The following is a 22,809-nucleotide window of genomic DNA, read 5'->3' as shown; positions in this document are numbered from 1 at the left end:
GAGGACGCCCAGACATTTTAATATTCTCCTTTACTTTTCAGGTAACTCTAGCATAACTTTAGAAAAATGGTATTAGGGCGTTGCAGTCGGTAATTAACGGGCTTAACTTCAGGGCAATCGCCTCCAATGTCAATGGGGAGAGAGGATTTTTGCGCTTAGGAGTAAAAGATGAAGAAAGTGGAGCAAATCTCACATCTAAAATCTAAAATGCAAAATATGCTGCGGGAGAGTGCAAAAATTGGTCGCTGTTTCTTATGCTGAGTAAGAAGGGGCTAGGGATCGATCGCACATGACAAATCACATGAATCAAGCTAAATCTATCAAAATTGCGGTGGTGGGGGACGTTCACGATCTGTGGGAACCTGAAGACGGCGAGGCCCTGAAGCATCTGGGCGTTGATTTGGTGCTGTTTGTGGGGGATTTTGGCAATGAGTCGGTGGAGGTGGTGCGGGCGATCGCCCAATTGGACATTCCGAAAGCAGCGGTGTTTGGGAACCACGATGCTTGGTACACGGCGACGGAGTGGGGTCGCAGTCAGTGCCCTTACGATCGCACTCGAGAAAATTGGGTGAAACAGCAGTTAGATTTAATGGGAGAAGCTCACGTCGGTTACGGGAAAAGGGATTTTCCAGAATTGGGCGTAACTGTGGTGGGAAGCCGCCCGTTTACTTGGGGGGGTTCGGAGTGGAAGTACGGGGATTTTTACTCGGAATGGTTTGGGGTAGAGAGTTTTGAAGAGTCGGCGCGGCGCATTGCAGAAGCTGCGGCAAAGGCGGACTGCGAAAATGTGATTTTTTTGGGTCACACGGGTCCGACGGGGTTAGGAGAGGCTCCTGAAGACCCCTGCGGGCGAGATTGGAAGCCGTTGGGAGGGGATTGGGGCGACCCGGATTTTGGGGAGGCGATCGATCGAACTAAGAGTTCTGGGAAGCACGTACCTCTGGTAACTTTTGGTCATATGCACCACAAACTGCGGCACACAAAGCAGGAGTTGCGGAAGTCGCTGGAGGTGAGTGCGGAGGGTACAGTTTATTTGAATGCGGCCAGCGTGCCGCGAATTGTGGAGAGAGAGTGCTCGAAATTGCGTAATTTCTCGATCGTCCTGCTGGAAAATGGATCGGTGTCGGAAGTGTCTCTGGTATGGGTAGGGCAAGATTTCGCGGTAGAAAGAGAACAAATTCTTTATCGGCGCACTGAATCTGCGGCTATTTGTAGTTAGAGACTTTTGCTGGTATGATAAATTAATGTATGCGCCCGGAGAGGTGGCAGAGTGGTCGAATGCGCCTGACTTGAAATCAGGTGAACCGCAAGGTTCCGTGGGTTCAAATCCCACCCTCTCCGTTTAATAATTCTCTTGTCCGTTAAGGGTTTCAGAATCTCTATTGCCTCAAGAGTTCCCTTTTCGGCTCATCTTTCGCTCACTCGTGATATTTCCCCAAAAAAACACCCCCGCAGGGGTGCTGTTGTTTACCAGGTAATTTTTCTAGTCAACTGACTCAACTAAACCCTTCCTCATCCGCCGGGTCGCCGTAGGGATCTTCGCTGGCAGGAGTCAGGTTGCCGTACTCTCCGTAGTCTGCCGGGTCGCCGTAAGGGTCTTCGCTGGCAGGAGTCAGGTTGCCGTACTCTCCGTAGTCGGTACCGGCGTAGTCTGCCGGGTCGCCGTAGGGGTCTTCGCTCGCCGGAGTCAGGTTGCCGTACTCTCCGTAGTCTGCCGGGTCGCCGTAGGGGTCTTCGCTGGCCGGACGCGCGTTGCCGTAGGGTCCGGGGTTTGAGGGATCTTGGTAATTGCCGTCAGGATCGACTTGCTCGCTGTCTGACCCGACGACCGCATCTTTTAACTTCCGGAAAAATCCATCTACCATGATAAAGTTCCTCTTTTTTATGTGTTGAAAAATGGCTGTTTTAGATTGGGAATCCCAGATTTAATTGAAAATCACGCAACCGGCAATCTAAAATCTCAAGTGATTAGGCTATTGTGCTGGAATAGGACTTGTAGCTTCCGGCACGCTAGTAAGGTCTCGACCGGTAGTTTGGTTGTTGTACCCCTGGAATTCGCGGTAAGGCAATGCCTCGGACTCCGGAACTTTAATTCCTTCAGGCGGGGGCGTTACCCAGTGAGCGCGATTCTGGGCATCGCGGTAGTAAACGCGACCATTTTTGGAAAGGTAATATTTTCCCTGCGGCCCCTTTTCTTGCTTGTTTTGGTGCTGGCGGTAGAGGTAGTAAAGGGCTGCTGCTCCTGCTAAAATCGCTACTTTTTGAGTATTGCTCAATCCTTTTTTTGCTTGTGGCGAAGGACTCGGGGCGCGATTAGTTTGCACTCCTCCAGCGCGAGTGTCATCAACAGGAGGCGGAGGAGCGGAACTTTGCTGGCTAGAACCGCAAGCACTCATAAACGGAAATGTCAGCAGCGTTGTCAGCAGCAGAGCCATGAAGCGCGATCTTTTGGGTTCGGGTTTGATTGTGTTCATTGCCGCTCCGAATTGTCGGGATTATAGGTAGAGTGTGTTATGGCGAGGTTGAGGAACCTGAGCTGCTGCCAACGGTTTTTAGAGTAAATTAATTTCTCAAAGCAATTTTGACAAAAAAAGTAGTTGCTGAGAACTTAACAGCGCAGGTACGGTATTGCGTTTCTGTTTAATTATCCTCAATTTTCTAGAAGACTTACTCATTCCAGGGATATAAATAAAGTTTATTTTATTTATATCCGCAGGTATATGCAAATGCCCGCCTTCGGGTAAGAATAAATTCCGTTTGGGGACAAATCGAAGGGAAGTGAAGCAGACGGACGCGGGGAGTCCGAAACTCAAAGCAGCACTGGCGAGGACAAGAAGGAGAGATTTAGAGCTGAAGGAAGGAAGAAGAAGGCCCTTTGACACTTTGACTGCCCTCAGTGCGCGGCGAAGCTGAGCGGGTAAAAAGAAAGAAGAAGGAAGAAAGGATAATAGCAAGGGTTTGAGCAATTAAGAACTTCCTAACCGTCTGGACGCTTGCTGCTATAGCGCTTCTCATAAAGATGAGGTATTTACTAATTAATTAACAATTCCTCAATCCCCCAATCTAAAATCTAAAATCTAAAATCTAAAATCTAAACTTGTACCTCATCTATCTGAAAAAGGCTATATATAAGTCCAGCGGTGTTTAATTGTGCCGGACTGCTTGACTCAGATGCAGACAATTTTGTTTTGGAAATTCAGGAGAGGTCGATCGCACTATTGTAGAAATATATTAACCGCGATAGAAAGCCCCCGAAGCTTTTCGGATATTTATGAAATTAAAGAATTTATTTACTGCTGGATTGTCGAGCGCAGTTGTATTTACTGCGGCCAAATATCTAACTTTTTCCAATCAACAAAACCAAGTCAAGGAATTGCTGCAAACCAAACAGTGTCCGGAATGCAATTTCAGCAATGCCAACCTAAAAGGATTAGACTTGCAAGGAGTCAATTTGCAGGGAGCCAACCTAGAAGGTGCTAACTGATCGGGAGCAAAATTGGCCTATGCCAACCTCAAAAATGCCAACTTAAATAGAGCCAACCTGACGGGAGCTGATTTGGGCTGTGCCGGAATCACTTTCAACCTTCTAGTTAATGAAAAAGAAGCCAATATGGATTTTAATGTGACCGCTGTTACCAAACAGAATAACCCAGAAAATGCAGTAGCTGGTTTCAATATGAAAGCAACGGATCGAGGAGCGACAATGCGTTTCAAACTCCTGGGATGCGCTGATTTATCAAATGCTAGCTTGCAAGAAGCTCAAATGCCAGATGGCAAAATTCACCCTTAGAGAAACTAGCAAATAAAACAACCTATCATCATATAAAGTCCGCAGTTACGAACTCATCATCATCATCTTCTTCTCTTCTCTTTTCTTCCTACCCTTTGGGAACGGCTTCGCCGAACGCATACTAGCGCTAACGCGCCGCTTCGCTAACGCGACGAAAGCGGTTCAATAAATAATTCCATATGCTTCCACTGCGTTGCGGTCGCAAGGACATATAATTGCTTGACAACTGTTCCGCTAAAACAAAACAAAACCGCCACCTGACTGACAGGCGGCGGTTTTTTTTAAGCAACTAACAATCGCCTAAAATTAGTGAGCAGAACCGTTACCGTGATACTTGTCAGTATCGTAGAATCCGTTTTTTGTGCCGAAGAACAGACAGCAAACGGTGAAAACTGCTGTCAAGACTGCTAAAACTAACTTAACGTCCATAATTTACCTGCTGTTGTTGAGTGAGTGCAAATACTCAGATTGTAGAATCTTTTTGGCTGGCGCGGCCATCTACCAGCGTAGCGCCAGATTTGCTGGGATGCTCGCTGGTGCGGCAGTTTCCTGACGGCGAGACGATTCGGGGAATTATCGTGGAAACCGAAGCTTACGGCCCGGGAGACCCGGCTTGTCACGCTTATCGGCTGCGAACTCCTCGCAATCAGGTGATGTTCGGGCCTGCGGGTATGAGCTACGTTTACCTAATCTACGGGATGTATCACTGTTTTAACGTGGTGACGGATGCAGAGGGAGTTGCTAGTGCTGTGTTGGTTCGATCTTTGCAGCTAGATGCGGTTCCCCAAGAATTCGCTGGAATTCCCGATAAGAAGCGATCGCGTCTCGCCGCCGGGCCTGGGAAACTGTGTAAGGTACTGAAGATCGATCGAACTTTAAACGGTTTTCCTTTGGGTGAAAGCCAATCGCTGCGATTGGAACACCGGAGCAATAACTTTCAGCAAGCTGTGGAGGAGGGTACAATAAATTTTGTCCAAACTACGCGGATCGGGATTTCTCAAGGAATTGATTTGCCTTGGCGGTGGTATGTAGGGAACTCTACGGCTGTGTCACAACTCTAGTAATCTCAAAGGTATCAGTGTAAATTTTGTCGCTTATCTCAGTGAAATTATGGCTTACTCTTCTGAAAATCCGATCGTACAACTCAAGAAATGCCTAACGCTGGCTCAGGATGTTGGCAGTCACGCCGAAGCGAACCGGGCCTTCGAGCAATTGTGCGGGATTATCGATGCTGAAAATCCCATGGCGGCGCAACTTTTGGAGATGCTTTGGGAAGAAGCTATTATGGCGAGGCGATCGGCTTTATTTTGGCAGCAAATGAGCGATGTTGAGAAAGATATGGCTAATAGAATGATGGAAAATATGACGCAGATGCGGCAGAATTATTTGCGGTTGATGCAGGAAATGTAAGATTTGGTAATCGGTAATTGCTAATTGCTAATTGGTAATTAGTAATTGCCCGGACTCTGCCCCGAAACGAGAAAAACGAGTAGCACAAGCAGATTTAACTGCGGCGATACTCATCGTCCAACAGGCAATATGTGCGTATCGATCGCAGTCGAACCAAGTGAAAGTAAAAATCAGATAAGCAATAGCAACCGCTTCAACACCGCGCAGAGAAGAATTCAGCGCTAAACATACATAATGTCCCCAAAGTGCAATACCAGCAAGCAGCCCGAAGCCAACTGATAGGGTTGTATCCAGAATCCAATTGTGAGCTTTTTAAGTAGGGATTTCTCTAGTGCTGATTTCATCTTTTATGTTAAAATAGTCGTAAGTAAACTGGTCTAAATTTACAACAATCGGAGTTACTTGAGGATTTCTGATGTAGGGTAAGCTCATCTAATTTGGTATAAATTGTACTTGACAAAAATGGCAACATCTCAAAGAGCATCCTGTCAGTAGCGATGCTTTTGAACTCATTTGATATCGTTTGACGATCGACTGACAACGAGCTGACGACTCGCAGCCTGTGAAGATGTCACATAGGTTCTCTAATACTGCTCGATCTGTGTCACTAATGGTGAGGAAAAATCAATGGGGAAAGGATTCGATCGTGTGGTGAATGAGCCAAAATCATCACGCCCGGCTCGACAGGTCACAACCCATCTCCATGCCACACTTACAAGCGAGCTTATCAAATTATTGTGATGACATACCAGACCCGAGAGTCGATCGAACCTGACATCTTGCAGCAATATCAATAAGAGGATTTTTCGTGGGGTCGGGCGGGTTTATAGAACCTATTTGCAAGCTTTAAGGCTGTTGGCGAACCCGCCCCTACGGCTAATTGAGAATGGTGCAAGATCTCAGTCGAACCAAACAACACTTACTCAAAGAGATTCTCGCGATCGCTATTCTAGCTGCGATCGCAGGAGCCGATGAGTGGGAAGACATCGAAAATTACGGTCTCAACAAGCAGCAATGGGCGTGAAGAATTTTTAAAATTACCCAATGGTATCCCCAGCGACGATACATTTCGTCGGGGAGCGTGAAAAGCTAGACCCTAAAGTTTTTTCTTCAGAAGTTATCCCAATGGCTGCAACAAATTATGGATTCAGTCCTCGAAGAAGCGATCCCAATAGATGGCAAAAGTTTGCGAGGTTCCTACAATCGAGAAAAAGGTTTAAAAAACATACATTTAGTGACAGCTTGGGCGAGCGAACAACGTTTAGTCCTCGGGCAAGTCAAAGTAGAAGACCATTCCAATGAAATCACAGCAATTCCAGCCCTCGTAGAATTATATCAATTCCGCTCTTCATCGGAATGATATAAACGGAGGACACCGCGAGTGCCTAAGTCCCTACAATCGATCGATTGTAGGGACTTAGGCACGGCGCCGTGTCGAAAGCTTATCATAAGGAGTGCAGCCGGAAACGATATTAATTGACATTGCCGGAGCGATCGTTACCCTTGATGCGATGGGAACTCAAACAGATCTCGTTGGGCTTATTCACAATAAAAAAGCGGATTATGTCGTAGCATTAAAAAGCAATCATCCCACTTTCTAGCATCAAGTGAAAGACTGGTTTGAGACGGCAAAAACTCAGGAATTTAAGGGGATTGAAATGAGTTATAATTCCCGAACCTAAAAGGGACATCCGGAGCGTCGAGACTCGCAAAGCAAAGGCGGCATCAGTTGCCCAATTCCGAGGACTTTACCAGCAAGAACAATCTTGCTGGACTGCACACTATCGTTATCGTAGAAAGAGTGCGTCATCTCTGGAACAAAACCACACGCGAGGTGCAGTTTTACCTAAGTTCTTTACCAGCAGATGCTAAAGCGGAATGGTCGTGCAGTTCGCCAACATTGGGGCATTGAAAACCAACTGCATTGGAGTTTAGATGTGACCTTCAATCAAGAGAAATGTCCCATTCGTTCGTTGAATAGCCCCGAGAACTTCGCTTTGGTCAGACGGATCGCACTTAATGCGGTCAACCTGTGAAACAACTCTGCAACGTAGTTTGCGACAAAAAATCAAACGGGCTGCGATGAACAATGACTATATGATGCAGATTCTCAAATGCTTTTGTCAAGCATGATTGAGATGCTCTTACCCAGCAGCCAAAACAACTGGGCCTTCATACCAACAAGAGGTTTTGTAACCAGCGCTTCAATTTAGTCATAAGGTGTATAGAAGCTGTTGTTGTATTGTCTGTCATTTATTTCTACTAAGACTTATTCTTTTTGATTTTGGCAAGAAAACTGTCTAACTGTTGTTGATTTAGTTTAGCCGCAGAGAAGTCTGAAGGAGTGTAGCCTTTTACCTCTGGTAATGTGCAGTGGTCAATGAGCGATTTCAAAGCCTCAATGAAGGCGTAAGCCAGAAGTTCAATAGTTGTTCGTTCATAAACTTTCGCGCTTTATCTGCTCTTCGGAAATCTTTTGGCTAATTATTTCTCCTGCCAGTTGATGTCCCAAAGCATTCCAATGTCCAAAACATGGAACGAAATTGTCAAATCCATGCAGACAAACTTTGTTCTTCTCGGCGTAAGTCTGAAAAGAGGGAGCTAAATTTAAGACTGTGAAGCCCTCACGCTCAGCCAAAGCGTTAATGCGCCAATCTGGATAAAACAAATCACTAATACCTAAATCTTGCATAAGCTTTTGGCGGATTGATGGCTCTGGATGGACTTGAATGGGATTGCTCAAAGTAACAACTAAAAAATTTGCTCCCTTTTCTCTCACTTCATTTCGCATTAACCTAATCAGTTCTTCGGTGACTTGCCAAGCCTCTTGCCAATTAGTATCAGCAGGTTCTTTATAAACTTTATCAAGAACACTCGTTTTTATACCTTCAGTCAAAACTCTTTGTTGTTTAACTCGATCTGAATAAGAGTTTATTATTTTGAACATAATCTGTACGACCCGCGAGCGATCTCGGATTGTGTCATAAGCTAGCGTCCACCATGACAGTCTCGAACGATAAGCATCTGAATTTACAAAGGATCCATCAAAAACCAGCTTGTCATCCTGAAAGATAAAATAGGGTCTGAAAAAATCTTTTATCTCGGGAAATCGGTAATTGTTAGTAACATCATTACGTGTAAAAAAAGCAAGCAGGACAAGATCGGGTGCATACTGCCAGACTTTCTCCCTAAGGGTTATCAGTTCTTGGGCTGTTCCATAACCACGCACCCCAAAATTAATCACTTCAACTTTCTTTCCAGAAAAAGCTTCATCTTTACACAGTTTCCGTTCCATAACGTTTAAAAACGTTTGTTCTAATGGAACTTCTTGGGCTGCTACAAATGAATCTCCCAGCACGGCAATTCTGAACGTATTTTCTGGTTTTGTCTTGCTGTGTTCTCGATCGCGGAACCCCTCACTATTGATTTGGACGTAGGCTTTTCCTTCATATTGATACCAATCTGAGAAGCTTGGGCGGTATGCCCAGCCTCTGTATTCATCGACATCATCAAACCTGGGATGACCTAACCCAATCAGGCGCAAGCCAATTTCAACTATCAAAACAGCCAAAACAACTCCGCCAAAGACTAACAAGAGGTTTTGTAACCAGCGCTTCAATTTAGTCATAAGTTGTATAGAAGCTGTTGCTGTATTATCTGTCATTTATTTCTACTAAGACTTATTCTTTTTGATTTTGGCAAGAAAACTGTCTAACTGTTGTTGATTTAGTTTAGCCGCAGAGAAGTCTGAAGGAGTGTAGCCTTTTACCTCTGGTAATGTGCAGTGGTCAATGAGCGATTTCAAAGCCTCAATGAAGGCGTAAGCTAGATGTTCAATAGTTGTTCGTTGATGAACGTTTTCGCTGTAAATGAAATCCATTTGTAGCTGATTCTCAACTACTAATCCATTAACATCTAGCAGATGAGCGCGAGTCCCTAAGGGACTGTGATTGATGCCCGAGGATTCTTGGGCCAGCCCCCATTTCATTGATTCTGATTGTAACGCGGTAGGAGCGCTAAATTGTCCTAAATAATTAAAACTAATTTGAGGTTGGGTTTGAGCTTCCAGTTTCTCGCGGGTGGCAGCATCATTGCTTAAATAGCGCAAGATACCATAACCAATCCCTTTAGAAGGTATGTTCCGCAACTGCTCTTTCATCGATTTAAGGTTTTCTGCGAGATTATCAACTGATTCCAGTTGCAAGTGGAGCGGAAAACAAGTTGTAAACCAACCGACAGTCCGCGATAAATCTACACCTTCAAATAATTCTTCCCTACCGTGACCTTCTAAGTCAACTAATAATGATTTACTGCTAGTAAATTTAGCAAAGCTTTGTACTAATGCAGTCAGCAGCACGTCATTAATTTGCGTATTATAAGCCTTGGGGACTTCTTGTAATAAAGTACGAGTTTGTTCTGCTGTTAAGGAGACTGACACTGTGCGACTGGATGCAAATATGTTGGCATTCTTGCCTTCTGGGTAGTCCACCGGGATAGAGGAAATTTTCGAGGGAGACTGGGCAAGCCAGTAGTTTAACTCTTTTAAAAGCGTTTCAGATTGAGCGTATTCCGTCAGTCGAGAAGCCCAATCTTTGAAAGAGGTGGTTTTTGGTTGAAAGATTTCATTTTGCTCACTCTTTTGGTAAGCTGTTGATAAGTCTTCTAGCAGAATCCGCCAAGAGACGCCATCAACTACTAAGTGATGGATGACAATTAGCATTCGACCAGGACGATCGCTCCCCAACACAAACAGCACCACTCGCATTATCGGTCCTTCTGACAAATTCAAACTAGCTTGTGTTTCGTTAGCGATCGCCCCTATATGTCCTGGCTGTTCCGCGATGGGAATCTCTGAGAGATCCGCGACTTGGAAAGGTATTTGGTCATCTGGGGTAGCGCGATCTTGCTGCCAACCCGCCTCTGAACGTCTAAATCGCAAGCGTAGAGCATCGTGATGGATTAATATTTTTTGTACTGCTCGTTCTAAAAGCTTTGGCTGCAAGTCGGCCGGCACTGACAGCAGTACAGATTGATTGAAGTGATGAGGTGCGGGTAAATTTTGCTCGAAAAACCAATGTTGAATAGGAGTCAAGGGTGCGGAACCCGTCACCCAATCTTGTGTAGCTTGAATAGAGGTAGTAGTGCGGGCCACTGCTGCCAATTCGGCGATTGTCTGATACTGAAATAACTGTTTTGCTGTCAGATGCAAACCTGCTTGATTAGCTCTGGCGATAATTTGAATACTAATGATAGAATCTCCACCCAAGGCAAAGAAGTTGTCGCGAACGCCGACTTTTTTAACCCTCAAAATCTCGCTCCAGATAGCCGCTAAGGTTTCTTCTGCGGGCGTTCTGGGGGCGACATAACCAGAGTCGCGATCGCCTTCTGTGTCTGGTGCTGGCAGGGCGCGACGGTCTACTTTGCCATTGGGGGTTAAAGGGAATGCTTCCATAATGACAAAAGCTACAGGCACCATATATTCAGGTAGCCTTTCCTTCAGGAAGCCGCGCAATGCACTGCTAGTTGGTTTTTCTAAGTAAGGGAGTACATAAGCTGTTAAACGCTTGTTACCCGGTTGGTCTTCGCGGACTGTGACTACCGCTTCTCGCACTTGCGGGTGCTTGCTCAGAATCGCTTCTATTTCTCCGAGTTCAATGCGGAAACCGCGAACTTTGACTTGATTGTCGATCCGACCCTTAAATTCGATATTACCGTCTGGTAAGTAACGCACCAAGTCTCCTGTTTTATAGAGACGCGCATTACTAGCAAAAGGGTCAGCAATGAATTTTTCTGCTGTTAATTCTGGACGGTTCAAGTAACCGCGAGCCAAACCGTCTCCGCCAATATACAATTCTCCTGGGACTCCTGTGGGGACAGGTTGAAGATGGCGATCGAGAACGTAAATAGTTGTATTAGATATAGGACTGCCGATGGGTAGGTTAGTTGCTGCTTCTGGTACTGACTCTACTAAATACCAGGTGGAAAAAGTCGTACTTTCAGTTGGTCCGTACACGTGTAGCAGTCGCTGTGGCGCTCCTTTTTTCAGTACCTCTGCTACCCAAGAGGGGTCAACTGCTTCACCTCCGAACAACAAAGTCCGCAGATGCTTGAATATATCTGGCACAACACTGACCAACTGATTAAACAGGGCAGTCGTGACAAACAAAATAGTAATTTTTTGCGCCTGTAGCTGTTGTGCTAATTGTTCGGGTGAAAGCATGACTTCTTTAGTAATGCCTACTAGCTTGGCCCCGTGCAGCAAGGCTCCCCAAATTTCAAAGGTGGCGGCATCGAATGATATATTGGAAGCTTGTGCTATGCAGTCATCTGATTGTATCTGCACGTAGTTAGTCTCAAACACCAGACGAATTACGGCTTGCTGGATCGCTGCTACACCTTTAGGTTTGCCTGTAGAACCGGAGGTGTAAATAACGTAAGCCAAGGAAGTGGGTTTGATCTCCACATTGAGGTTGTCGCTGCTTTCTTTGCTGATAGCTTGCCAGTCGGTGTCCAAGTAGACTATTTGCGCCGGATGTTCGGGCAAGTTGGCTGTCAATGCAGACTGAGTAATTAACACTGGCACTTGGGAATCTTCTAACATATATGCCAAGCGTTCTTGAGGATAGTCTGGTTCGAGAGGAACGTAAGCGCCGCCTGCTTTGAGAATGCCTAACATGGCAACGATCGCCCCTACGGAACGATCGACGCAGAGTCCCACTAGCACTTCTTTCCCAACACCCTTAGTTTGCAGATAATGTCCTAGTTGGTTGGCACGGGAGTTTAACTGACGGTAAGTGAGTTGTTCTTGTTCGTAGCTTACTGCTATGGCATCGGGGGTTTTTGTGACTTGCCGTTCAAATAACTCGACTATAGATTTGTCGGCAGGGTAGTCAGTTTTGGTATTGTTCCAAAATAATAGCTGCTGAGTTTCCGCATCTGTCAGCAGAGGTAATTCTCCTATAGGGCGATCGGGGTTAGCAACAATTCCTGCCAGCAATGTTTGGAAATGCCCGATCGAGTTCGCTATCGTCTCTCGGTCAAACAAGTCACTGTTATATTCCCAGGCGCCTTCGAGTCCTTCTTCTATTTCCCATATCGATATTGTCAAGTCGAATTTGGCTGTCACGCTGTCTACTGACAAGGGCTTGAGAGTAAGGCCGGGCAGTTCCAGTTCTCCCATAGGTGCGTTCTGCAATGCAAACATGACCTGGAATAGAGGGCTGTACGAGAGAGAACGTTCCGGTTGTAAAGCTTCTACTACTTGCTCGAAGGGCACGTCCTGGCGATCGTAGGCGTCCAAAGCCATCTGTCGGACTCGATCGAGCAATTCTGAAAAACTAGGATTACCTTTTAAGTTAGTACGCAATACCAAGGTGTTGACAAAAAAGCCGATTATCGATTCAGTTTCTTCGCGGTGACGGTTGGCGAGAGGGGTGCCTATACAGATGTCTTCTTGAGCCGTGTAGCGATAAAGTAAAGTCGCCAACGCACTGAATAAAGTCATAAATAGGGTAGCCCCAGACTCTTGAGCCAGAGTTTGGAGTTTTTTAGTTAATTCTGAAGATAGTTGAAATTTCTGGCTGCTACCGCGATAGCTCTGAATTGGTGGACGAGAGCGGTCTGTAGGTAATTCTAATAGTGCCGGAGCGCCTAATAATGTTTCTTTCCAGTAATTAAGTTGGGTTTCTAAAACTTCTCCACTCAACCATTGCCGCTGCCATACTGCAAAGTCAGCATACTGGAAGGGCAATTTTGGTAAAGAGGAAGGTACTTCTAATAAAAAGGAGCGATACAAAGCTGACAATTCGCTGATAAATATCCCCATCGACCAACCATCAGAGATGATATGGTGCACGGTCACCAGTAGCACATAAGACTCTTTCGACTGTCGTAATATAGTTACTCGAAGTAAGGGACTTTTTGATAACTCGAAAGGCTTTTGTGCTTCCTTGGTTGCTAACCGCTTGACTTCCTCAGACTGTTTCTGCTCGGACAAACCTTGCAAGTCTATAACTGGTAGAGTTAAAGTCAGTTCAGGGGCGATGTTCTGTACTGGGACACCATTAAATTGAGAGAAACTGGTACGCAGGACTTCATGACGCCGCACAATTTCTTGGATCGCTTGCTCTAAGGCTTTGAGGCTGAGGTTTCCACCGATCTCTACTACTGCGGGTATATTGTAAGTGGAACTGCTGCCTTCGAGTTGCTCTAAAAACCACAGTCTTTGTTGATTCCAGGATAACGGAATTGGTTGTTCTCTAGATACTGGGGCGATGGTTGGGGCTTTTGATTTATCCTTTGTTTTCGAGTTTTGTTTTTCGGCTTGCAGCTTTTTTAGTACAAGTTCGCGTTGGGCAGGAGAAAGTTTTTCTAAACGTTTTTGTAGGTCACTCATAATTGCTAAATTGTTATTAATTATTTGCTGATGGTTAATTCTTAGTCCTTCTATAGCGGCTCTCAGAAAGATGAGGTACGTAGTTGGGCTTTAGCCCTCTTAATTATTGTGGTTATATAATCTATCAATCATACCTCACCACGCTTGAGAAAGGCTATAGTTCTATTTACGCATAAAATCTCTATAAAGTTGCTCGGCAATAATCATGTTACCATTTTTAGATAAATGACAAAAATCTATATAAATATCTCGATCTCGATTTAATAAATCTGTGTAGTCTAGTAAAAAGTCATAACCGCGTTCTCGCATCATAGATTGTATAAGCGGATACACTGTTTTGTATTGCTTCCTCAATTCATTATTCCACCCTACATTTAAATGTAAATCCTGAGCGAGTTTGGGATTTTCCATAAAAGCAACTGGTTGAAGAATTCCTAAAAATTTAATTCCTTGCGCCTGAGCAATGACATGGGCTATTTCCCAATTTTTGATTAGTGCTGATGCTATTTGTTGTGCTTTTTGAGGCTGATTATCGCAATTCATTGTCCGATCCCAGTAATCATCCGTTTTCACAGAATGATTTATTATTTCTTCCCTTACTAATTTTATTAAACTTCTTGTTCCCCGCAAAAATGTAAAATCTATATATTTCCAAAAATCATTTTCTGGAGATTTATTCCCATTACTTTCCAGCAGTTTCCTTATATAATCTGTATATCCGTGTTCTCCTACTTGATTTTCACTTCTACATAAATTCAGGATATCGTTAACACCATCATAAAAGACTACTGAATTTATGGTTTCAGCCTCGACTGTTAAAAGATTAATTAATCTCTCCAAAGACTGGCGAGAGGTAAAGTTACTCTCGGCTCTATTAAAAGTAGGAATTTTAGATATCTTATTAAACAAGGCGGGGATTGTCTCTGTATCGACTACTCCGGTTCCCCACATTGTTGACCCTCCAAAAAAATCTATTGACGTTACATCTGGAGAGATTGCTTCACTTGTAGTTTCATTTTTATGAATGCGATCGCCTTTAGCATTTATATTAATAGTCTCACCGTGAAACGGTTTTCTCGACCACCCAATAAATGGTTCAAATTGAGTTGATAACTGATTAAATTCCTGAAAATGAAGTTTAGCTGTCTCTCTATCATCCGCATAATTAGGTAAATTAGCCCGTTCGTCAATCATTATCCTTTGCTGTTCTGCTAGTCCATAAATAAGCAGCACACCCTCGCTTAAAAAATTCAAAAATACGATAAAAAGCAAGGTGACAGCTATATTGATAATAATGATTTTGCCAGGGTTTTTCATAATGTAGCTCAAAGAAGTGAGTGCAGACACGGACATCAAAATTAAGCAAAAATCGGCTTCAGATAGAGAGTTGCTCAACTTCGGCCAAAATCTTTTCCAACGCATCGGCTTCCGCTTCTGCTAGCTGCCGTTCTGTAACAAAACTTGCCAATGCTGCGACTGTAGGGTTATCAAAAACACTACGCAAAGATAAGTCTATTTCAAAAGCGGCTCGCAGTCGATAAATCATTTGGGTTGCCAGCAGAGAATGTCCTCCTAAATTAAAGAAATTATCATCAAGTCCCACTTTTTCAACTGACAGCAATTTTTGCCATACCTCTGCAATCTTTTTTTCAGTATCAGTTTTTGGTTCAATATAAGTAATTTCAGATCGCGACTTGGGGTCGGGTAGAGGAAGGATATCTCGATCTACTTTCCCATTAGGAGTCAGGGGTAGAGCGTCCAGCATGACAAAAAAGCTGGGTATCATAAAATTAGGCAGTTTTTGCTTTAGATAAAACTGCAATTCATCGATTAATTTATTTGGCAAACTATCTGTTTTTAACTCTATTGGAACAATGTAAGCAACTAACTGCTTGTGTTTCAAGTCATCTTCTATCACGACAACAACCGATTTTTGCACGGCGGGATGTCCAGATAGTACAGACTCAATTTCTCCAAGTTCAATGCGAAAACCGCGTATTTTTACTTGATTGTCTATTCTACCTAGAAACTCGATGTTTCCGTCTTGAAGGTAACGAACCAAGTCTCCCGTTTTGTAAAGGCGACTTTGGTGCATGCTAAACGGGTTTGCTACAAACTTTTGAGCGGTTAATTCCGGACGATTTAAGTAACCCCGTGCTAAACCGTCTCCGCCGATATACAATTCTCCCGGAATTCCTATCGGGACAGGTTGCTGGTGAGTGTCTAAAACGTAAAGGGTGGTATTGGATAGCGGACGACCTATAGGGATGTTTGTCGCTCCTGCAGTCACTTCTTGTATTAAATACCAGGTTGCGAATGTAGTGCTTTCTGTGGGACCGTAGACATGCAACAATCTTTCAGGAGGTTTATTTTTTAGTACCGCTTCTACCCACGATGGGTTGACAGCTTCTCCTCCCATCAATAGAGTTCGCAGGGATTGAAATATATCGACACGAATGCTGACTAAGTGATTAAAAAGAGCAGTAGTGACAAACAAAATGGTAATTTTATCTTTGTTTAACTGCTGATGAAGCTCCTCTGGGGAAAGCATGACTTCCTTGGTTATTCCTACGAGCTTAGAACCGTTAAGTAATGCACCCCAAATCTCGAAAGTTGCTGCGTCAAAGTTCGCGTTTGAAGCTTGTGCAATACATTCATCTGGTGTTATTTGCACATAATTTGTTTCTTTTACTAAGCGAACGATCGCCTGGTGAGGTACAGCAACACCTTTGGGTTTCCCTGTAGAACCGGATGTGTACATTACATAGGCTAAGTTGGTAGGTGTTACTTCAGTTTTTGGGTTGTCACTGCTATAATTGCAAATAATCGAATCTGTATCTAAACAGACTACTTTGGCTCGATGTTCGGGCAAGTTAGCTGTTAATTGAGATTGAGTCACCAAGACAGATATCCCCGCATCTTCTAACATATAGGCTAGGCGCTCTTGGGGATAAGCGGGGTCGAGGGGTACATAAGCACCACCAGCCTTGAGAATGCCTAACATCGCAACAATCATGTCGAGGGAACGTTCGATACACACTCCAACTAAAACTTCAGTCCCAACTCCGATGCTTTGCAGGTGACGTGCTAATTGGTTTGCACGGCTGTTAAGCTGTTGGTAAGTTAGATGCCTATCTTCGTAGATAGCGGCGATCGCTTCGGGATTTTTGTCTGCTTGTTCTTCAAATAATGTTCCAATACAGCAATTGTAAGGATAGTGAGTTTTAGTGTCGTTCCATTCTCCTAAAAGTTGATTCTTTTCTGCTTTCGTTAGCAGCGAAATCTCGAACAATCGCTCTCTAGGGTTAGCAGCCATCGCCTCTAGCAATGTTTGCAAATGTCCCAGCATTCTGCTAATAGCAGCAGCATCAAAGCGTTCTGCGTCGTAGCTGATTCGTATTAATAATTCTGGTCCTGGAATGGCGATCGCACTCAGAGGATAATTAGTTTGTTCAACTCCTGTTATATTAGCAATCTCTAAGCTGCCAAATTGATGCTTAGATGATTCGTCTAACGGATAGTTCTCAAATACCAACAGGCTCTCAAACAAAGGCATTCCATCAGAAACTTGACTGTTAGCCTGAATTTCTACAAGAGGGCTGTAGGAATACAAATCCCGCTCCATTTGTTGCGAGAACAACTGTTTGAGCCAAGGTAATACTTCTATATCTTTTGGTACTTGAATTCTAATCGGTACTGTATTAATGAACAGTCCTACCATAGATTCCACTCCGGACAAAGTAGGAGGACGGCCCGAAACTGTTACCCCAAATACGATATCCGATTCCCCACTATAGCGACTTAACAGTAGTGCCCATGCTGCCTGTATAATTGTATTTAAGGTGAAAGAATTTTGTTTTGCCAGTGACTGTAATGCTGTTGTAGTCTTTGCTGATAAATACTTTTGTTCGTATGCCGACTTTTCTAAATAAATTCGGTTTTTCTGGCGACGATCGACTATTAAAGGAGTAGGATTTGTAAACCCATCAAGGGTTTTTTTCCAGAATGTTTTTGCTTGTTCAATGTCATATTTATTCAACCAAGCAATATAATCGCGGTAGGGACGAACGGGAGGCAAAGATATATTTTCGTTTTTGTCGTAGAACGGAGTTCTTGCCGGAGGCATCGCCTGATAAAAAGCCAATACCTCTTGGAGAATAATCGACATACTCCAACCATCTGTCACCAGATGATGATGGCTCCATATTAATTCGCAGGTATCCGCTTGCAACTGAACCAACTTCCAGCGCATGAGTGGTGCTTGATTCAGGGGAATTTGCTGCTCTAATTCAGATTGCTTGAAAGCTTGCAAACGCTCTTGCTGTTCCCCAGAAGACAGGTGTTGCCAGTCTAAGTTTTCCCAAGGCAGATTTACGGACTTTAACACGACTTGCAGCGGCTTTTCGCGACCTTCCCACAAAAATAAAGTCCGCAAAGCTTGATGTCGTTCAACTACTCTTTGCCAAGCCTGCTGGAACGCTGGTACATTAAGATTCCCCTGCAAGGTAAAGTTTAATTGCTGAAAGTAAATTCCTGATTCGGGCGCGTAAAGCGTATGAAATAGGATTCCTTCCTGTGTTGAGGAAAGCGGGTATATTGCTTCAATATTTTTGTTTTGTTTGTTCATCTTCTCGATCTCGATTACCAATTAATTTCTGAAACCAAATCATCTAGTTCTGACTGGCTTAATGCTACATCAGGAAAATCCGAAGGTGTATAACTGCCCGTATCTGGCGCAACGCAATGCTCTATTAAAGAGTTCAATGCTTTTATAAAATCATTCGCCAGATGTTCAACCGTAGTTTTTTTATGGATATTTTCGCTGTAAGTCCAATCTAATTGGAATTTACCCTCAACTACCAAACCGTTGAGATCTAATAGATATCTGCGCTTTCCAGATGGGCTTTGAATAAAGCCTGTATTTTCTCGGGCAAATCCTAAGAAAATAGATTCCGATCGCAGAGAATCAAATTGACCTAGATAGTTAAAACTTACCTCTGGTTGAATCTGTTTTTTCAGTAGTTCTCGAATACTCGGATCGGGACTGAGATAGCGGAGTATTCCGTAACCAATGCCTTTGGTAGGAACATTCCGCAGTTGTTCCTTGATTATTTTGAGTGCTTCTCCAGGCTGGTCAATACTTTCCTCCAAGTGCAACATCACGGGAAATCGACTTGTAAACCAACCAACTGTCCGCGACAAATCTATATCTTCGCATAGTTGTTCGCGTCCGTGACCTTCTAGTTCTACAAGCAGTCCGCTAGCACCAGTCCATTTGGCCCAACTTTGGGCTAATGCTGTTAGCAGCACGTCGTTGATTTGAGTATTGTAAGCAGATGGAACTTCTTGCAACAAAACACGGGTTTGTTCTGCGCTCAGAGATACTGACACTGTTTGACTGGAAGCAACAGTGTTATTTTCTTTACCTTCTGGAAAATCTACTGGCATACCAGTCACGTCCGAGGTGTACTGTTGTTTCCAATAATCCAGTTCTTTTAAGACTGTTGGAGATTGAGCATATTCAATGAGCCGATCGCCCCAATCTTGGAAAGAAGTGGTTTTTGGGGGCAATTGAATCGTTTCTCCCCGATCGCATTGTTGGTAAGCGCTTTTGAGATCCTCGAGCAAAATGCGCCACGAGATCCCATCCACGGCTAGGTGATGGATAACTAAGAATAAGCGATCGGGTCTGTCTTCGCCCAGCTTAAATAAAACCACCCGTATTATCGGTCCATTTGCCAAATTCAAGCTTGCCTGAATTTCAGTTGCAGCTTGGGCGATCGCCCCTGGCTGGTGTGAAATCGGAAGATCGGACAAGTTTATGACTTCAAATGATATGTCGTCAACAGGGGCGATCGCTTGTTGTCCTGGCAACCCGTTAGATCGCAGGCGCAAAGCATCGTGATGTACTAGCAATTGCTGAACTGCTTGCTTGAGTAACTCAGGTTTCAGCTTTGACGATACCTCTAATAGTATTGATTGATTGAAGTGGTGCGGTTCGGGTAAGTTTTGTTCCCAGAACCAATGCTGAATAGGGGTTAAAGGCATCACCCCGGTAATTATTCCCTGTTCGGCAACAGTCGAAATAGCAGTACCTGCTACTGCTGCTAATTTGGCGATTGTCTGATGCTCGAACAGTTGTTTGGGATTGAGTATTAAACCAGCCTGATTTGCTCTAGCAATCATCTGAATACTGACAATCGAGTCTCCACCCAATTCAAAGAAATTGTCGTGAATACTGACTTGTTTTAGCCTTAACAGTTCGCTCCAAATAGCTGCGAGGCGTTGTTCTTCGGGCGTGCGGGGTGCTGCCAAATCCGCATCCGATCTAGATGCTACATCCTGTGGTGCTGGGAGAGCGCGGCGGTCGATTTTGCCATTAGGCGTGAGCGGCATGACTTCCAGGCTCACAAACGTTGCAGGCACCATATATTCTGGCAGTTTTCTCTTGACAAAATCCCGCAGTTCGCTAGCAGCAGGCACATCGGATGAGTCCTTGGGAACAATATAGGCTACCAGCCGCTTGCGTTCGCCATCTTCGTCTTCTCGGGCAATAACTGCCGTCTCTCCTACGCCCTGATGTTGTGCCAAAATAGCTTCGATTTCTCCGAGTTCGATGCGGAAGCCGCGAATCTTTACTTGCTCGTCTATCCGACCGAGGAACTCGATGTTACCATCATCTCGGTAGCGAGCTAAGTCTCCAGTTTTATAGAGGCGGGCATGGGGTCGATCGCTAAAAGGGTTGCCGATGAATTTTGATTCGGTTAACTCCGGGCGGTTCAGATAGCCCCGTGCGATCCCAGCACCACCGATATACATTTCGCCTTTAATTCCGGTGGGAACTGGTTGGAGATGTCGATCGAGAATATAGATTTGAGTGTTGGCGATCGGGCAACCGATGGGCACTGATTCTTCCTGTTGCCAATCTTGACAGTTATAAACACTGCTCCAAACAGTCCCTTCGGAAGGACCGTATTCATTAAATAGATCGCAATGGGGTAGAGTTTGGCGGTGTTGCTCGATTACCTTCCCCGGACAAGTTTCTCCCGCCACGATCGCTGTTCGCAGTGTTTCTAATTGCTGTGGCGGAGCTTGCTCCAGAATGACAGCATAGAGAGAAGGAATGCTCAACAAATAGGAAACCTGATGTTTGGCAATTAATCTTGCTAGCTGTAGCGGTTCAGGCTGAAACTGTTGTGGTGGAAGTACAAGCGTACCGCCCTGGCATAATGTCCAAAAGATGCCTGCTACGGAACTATCGAAGGCAAAAGAAGATAGTAACAGGAAAGATTGCGGTCGTTCTTGATAGTAATGCCAACGGTTACTCGTCGAATGTACTAAATTTTGATGGGTTACTAAAACTCCTTTTGGCTTTCCGGTCGAGCCTGATGTATAAATCGCATAAACTAAATTTTCGGCGGTAACGTTACTGTTAGGACTGTCTTCGGGACTATCAGCTATTTCTTCCCACTCTGAATCCAGACAAATTAGCTGTCCCCAATGGGCGGGTAGTTCTGCTTCTAAATGCTCTTGGGTTAACAATACGGGGGGCTGTGCATCTGACAAAATCAAGGATACGCGATCGAGGGGATAGCTGGGATCTATTGGTATGTAAGCACCGCCTGCTTTTAAGACGCCCAGTATTCCTACTACCATTTCCAAGGAACGTTCTACACAAATCCCCACTAGGACATCCGGCCCTACGCCCATTGCTTGCAAGTAGTGGGCTAGTTGGTTGGCACGTTGATTTAACTCTTGATAGGTAAGCTGCCGGTCTTCAAAAACTACCGCCACTCCATCGGGAGTCTCCTGTACTTGCGCTTCTATTAGTTGATGAATGCACTTATCTTGAGGATAATCAATTGTTCTATTGTTCCATTCTGCTAGTTGTTGCTGTTCCTGTTCTGTTAACAATGGCAACTGCGCCAGACATTTTTCTGGTTCTGTTACCATGCTGGCAATTAAAGTTTGTAGATGTCCCGAGATGCGTCCGATCGCCCCTGACTCAAAACGGGCGCGATCGTATGTAATTTCTAGGTTTAATCCTTGCTCTTGATTCCATCGCGCTGTGATGGCGATCGGGCTATTTGTTTCTGACCAACTTTTTACGTTGCTAACACTGATGCTCCCATACTGCGTTAGCGTCACAGCTTGTTTCTGAGTATCCTCAAAATCTATATAGCTGGAGAATATGGGTAATTCTATATTACTCCAAGCCGCAATTTGTTGAATCGAATTATCTTCGTATTGGTGTAAGTTAACTTGCTGTGCTTGTAATTCTTGCAGCCAAGATTTTACAGATACATCGGGAGAAACGCGCACTCGTATTGGCAGCCTGTTTTGAAAAGCGCCTACTATCGATTCCGAGCCAGGTAGCGCTTCTTTCCGACCAGCTACCTGGATGCCAAATACTACCTCTTCTTCCCCACTGTACCGACTTAATAATAGAGCATAAGCACCTTGCAGGAGAAGGTTTAAGCTGAACTGATATTCAGTCTTTTCTAGCCACGACGATACTGCAATTGCGGAGATTTTGAGGTGCTGGCGATCGCAACTCGTCCCAGATGCACCCCCCGAATATTGTTCTATCACCAATGGCGCAGGTTCAGAAACCCCCTTTAACCGCTGACACCAAAAAACTTCAGCCTTTGAATTATCCTGTTTCTTGAGCCAAGTAATATAATCCTTGAAAGGCGCACTGTCTGTTAATTGATGATTTTCATAACAACCTTGATAATTAGCAAATACCTCGTTTAAAAGCAGATAACAACTATGTTTATCTAAAATTAATTGGTGATATGTCAGAACAAGTTGATATACCTGTTTTGACATCCGACAAAGCGATAGTCTAGCAAGAGGTATCGTAGAATCAAACTGGAAACCATGCTGTTTTTCGCTTTCTATAAAGTTATCTAGCTTCCGAACCGTTTCTGACAGCGATAAACTGCTCCAATCTTGTTTGAAAATTACAGCTTTCAATTCTTTAATCACAACTTGCCGAGGACGTGACAAGTTTTTCCAAACAAACAAAGTCCGCAACACAGAATGCCGATTTACCGTCAGTTGCCAAGCTTGTTCCAATTTCTCAACATTTAGTTCTCCCTGCACCTCACAAATTAATTGACCGCAACCTTGCATATTATCCGCCAATACTGTTTCTTGTATGGGGGATAACGTATAGATATCTTCAACATTTTTTAGTTCCATTGCATTC

The 22,809-nt window shown here is 44.3% G+C and carries 13 protein-coding genes, 1 tRNA gene and 1 pseudogene; 7 read left to right on the top strand and 8 right to left on the bottom strand.

Translation table 11 applies throughout. The features are described 5' to 3' along the window. Positions 1-301: 301 nt before the first annotated feature. Together QUA80_RS14185 and QUA80_RS14180 are read left to right on the top strand one after the other, a co-directional pair. A complete protein-coding gene (locus QUA80_RS14185) occupies positions 302-1,219 on the top strand; it encodes a TIGR04168 family protein (RefSeq protein WP_333425443.1) in 918 nt (305 codons plus the stop codon). A 37-nt stretch (positions 1,220-1,256) separates the two neighbouring features. Beyond that, positions 1,257-1,341: transfer RNA gene (locus QUA80_RS14180), tRNA-Ser, on the top strand. Between the two features lie 155 nt (positions 1,342-1,496). On the opposite strand, the gene QUA80_RS14175 is transcribed toward QUA80_RS14180, so the two are convergent. Beyond that, positions 1,497-1,865 carry a translation initiation factor gene (locus tag QUA80_RS14175; RefSeq protein ID WP_333425441.1) on the bottom strand — a complete coding sequence of 123 codons (369 nt, stop codon included), beginning with the start codon at positions 1,863-1,865 and terminating at the stop codon, positions 1,497-1,499. Positions 1,866-1,973: 108 nt separating this feature from the next. Beyond that, positions 1,974-2,474 (bottom strand): hypothetical protein, encoded by a 501-nt coding sequence (locus QUA80_RS14170; protein WP_333425439.1) that lies wholly within the window; start codon positions 2,472-2,474, stop codon positions 1,974-1,976. Between the two features lie 797 nt (positions 2,475-3,271). On the opposite strand from QUA80_RS14170, the gene QUA80_RS14165 reads away from it, so the two are divergent. Beyond that, positions 3,272-3,484 (top strand): pentapeptide repeat-containing protein, encoded by a 213-nt coding sequence (locus QUA80_RS14165; RefSeq protein ID WP_333425437.1) that lies wholly within the window; start codon positions 3,272-3,274, stop codon positions 3,482-3,484. 12 nt (positions 3,485-3,496) lie between these two features. Then, the gene (locus tag QUA80_RS14160) at positions 3,497-3,790 is read left to right on the top strand and encodes a pentapeptide repeat-containing protein (RefSeq protein ID WP_333425435.1); all 294 of its coding nucleotides are present in this window, start codon (positions 3,497-3,499) and stop codon (positions 3,788-3,790) included. A gap of 306 nt (positions 3,791-4,096) precedes the next feature. Here QUA80_RS14160 and QUA80_RS14155 read toward each other — a convergent pair whose 3' ends face one another. Continuing rightward, positions 4,097-4,219, bottom strand: a complete 123-nt coding sequence (locus tag QUA80_RS14155; RefSeq protein ID WP_006633228.1) for a hypothetical protein — start codon at positions 4,217-4,219, stop codon at positions 4,097-4,099. A gap of 20 nt (positions 4,220-4,239) precedes the next feature. Between QUA80_RS14155 and QUA80_RS14150 the strand changes: the two genes are divergently transcribed. The 3 genes and pseudogenes from QUA80_RS14150 to QUA80_RS14140 all read left to right on the top strand — a co-directional run. Further along, positions 4,240-4,851 carry a DNA-3-methyladenine glycosylase gene (locus QUA80_RS14150; protein ID WP_333425433.1) on the top strand — a complete coding sequence of 204 codons (612 nt, stop codon included), beginning with the start codon at positions 4,240-4,242 and terminating at the stop codon, positions 4,849-4,851. Positions 4,852-4,900: 49 nt separating this feature from the next. Further along, a complete protein-coding gene (locus tag QUA80_RS14145) occupies positions 4,901-5,200 on the top strand; it encodes a hypothetical protein (RefSeq protein WP_332946858.1) in 300 nt (99 codons plus the stop codon). A gap of 898 nt (positions 5,201-6,098) precedes the next feature. Then, positions 6,099-6,530, top strand: a pseudogene (locus tag QUA80_RS14140) (ISAs1 family transposase); the annotation flags it as partial. 1,107 nt (positions 6,531-7,637) lie between these two features. On the opposite strand, the gene QUA80_RS14135 reads toward QUA80_RS14140, so the two are convergent. From QUA80_RS14135 to QUA80_RS14115, 5 genes are all read right to left on the bottom strand, one after another. Continuing rightward, the gene (locus QUA80_RS14135; RefSeq protein ID WP_333425431.1) at positions 7,638-8,864 is read right to left on the bottom strand and encodes an SGNH/GDSL hydrolase family protein; all 1,227 of its coding nucleotides are present in this window, start codon (positions 8,862-8,864) and stop codon (positions 7,638-7,640) included. Positions 8,865-8,873: 9 nt separating this feature from the next. Next, the gene (locus QUA80_RS14130; RefSeq protein ID WP_333425429.1) at positions 8,874-13,595 is read right to left on the bottom strand and encodes an amino acid adenylation domain-containing protein; all 4,722 of its coding nucleotides are present in this window, start codon (positions 13,593-13,595) and stop codon (positions 8,874-8,876) included. A 162-nt stretch (positions 13,596-13,757) separates the two neighbouring features. After that, positions 13,758-14,912, bottom strand: coding sequence for a hypothetical protein (locus QUA80_RS14125; RefSeq protein WP_333425427.1), 1,155 nt, complete (start codon positions 14,910-14,912; stop codon positions 13,758-13,760). A gap of 58 nt (positions 14,913-14,970) precedes the next feature. Then, complete coding sequence (locus QUA80_RS14120; RefSeq protein WP_333425425.1) at positions 14,971-18,222, bottom strand: amino acid adenylation domain-containing protein; 3,252 nt, start codon at positions 18,220-18,222, stop codon at positions 14,971-14,973. Between the two features lie 14 nt (positions 18,223-18,236). Beyond that, a complete protein-coding gene (locus QUA80_RS14115; RefSeq protein WP_333425423.1) occupies positions 18,237-22,802 on the bottom strand; it encodes an amino acid adenylation domain-containing protein in 4,566 nt (1,521 codons plus the stop codon). Positions 22,803-22,809: the final 7 nt, after the last annotated feature.

It is taken from the genome of Microcoleus sp. F4-D5, from assembly GCF_036704885.1.
GTDB lineage: Bacteria > Cyanobacteriota > Cyanobacteriia > Cyanobacteriales > Microcoleaceae > Microcoleus.
This window is presented reverse-complemented; position numbering and strand designations above follow the sequence as displayed.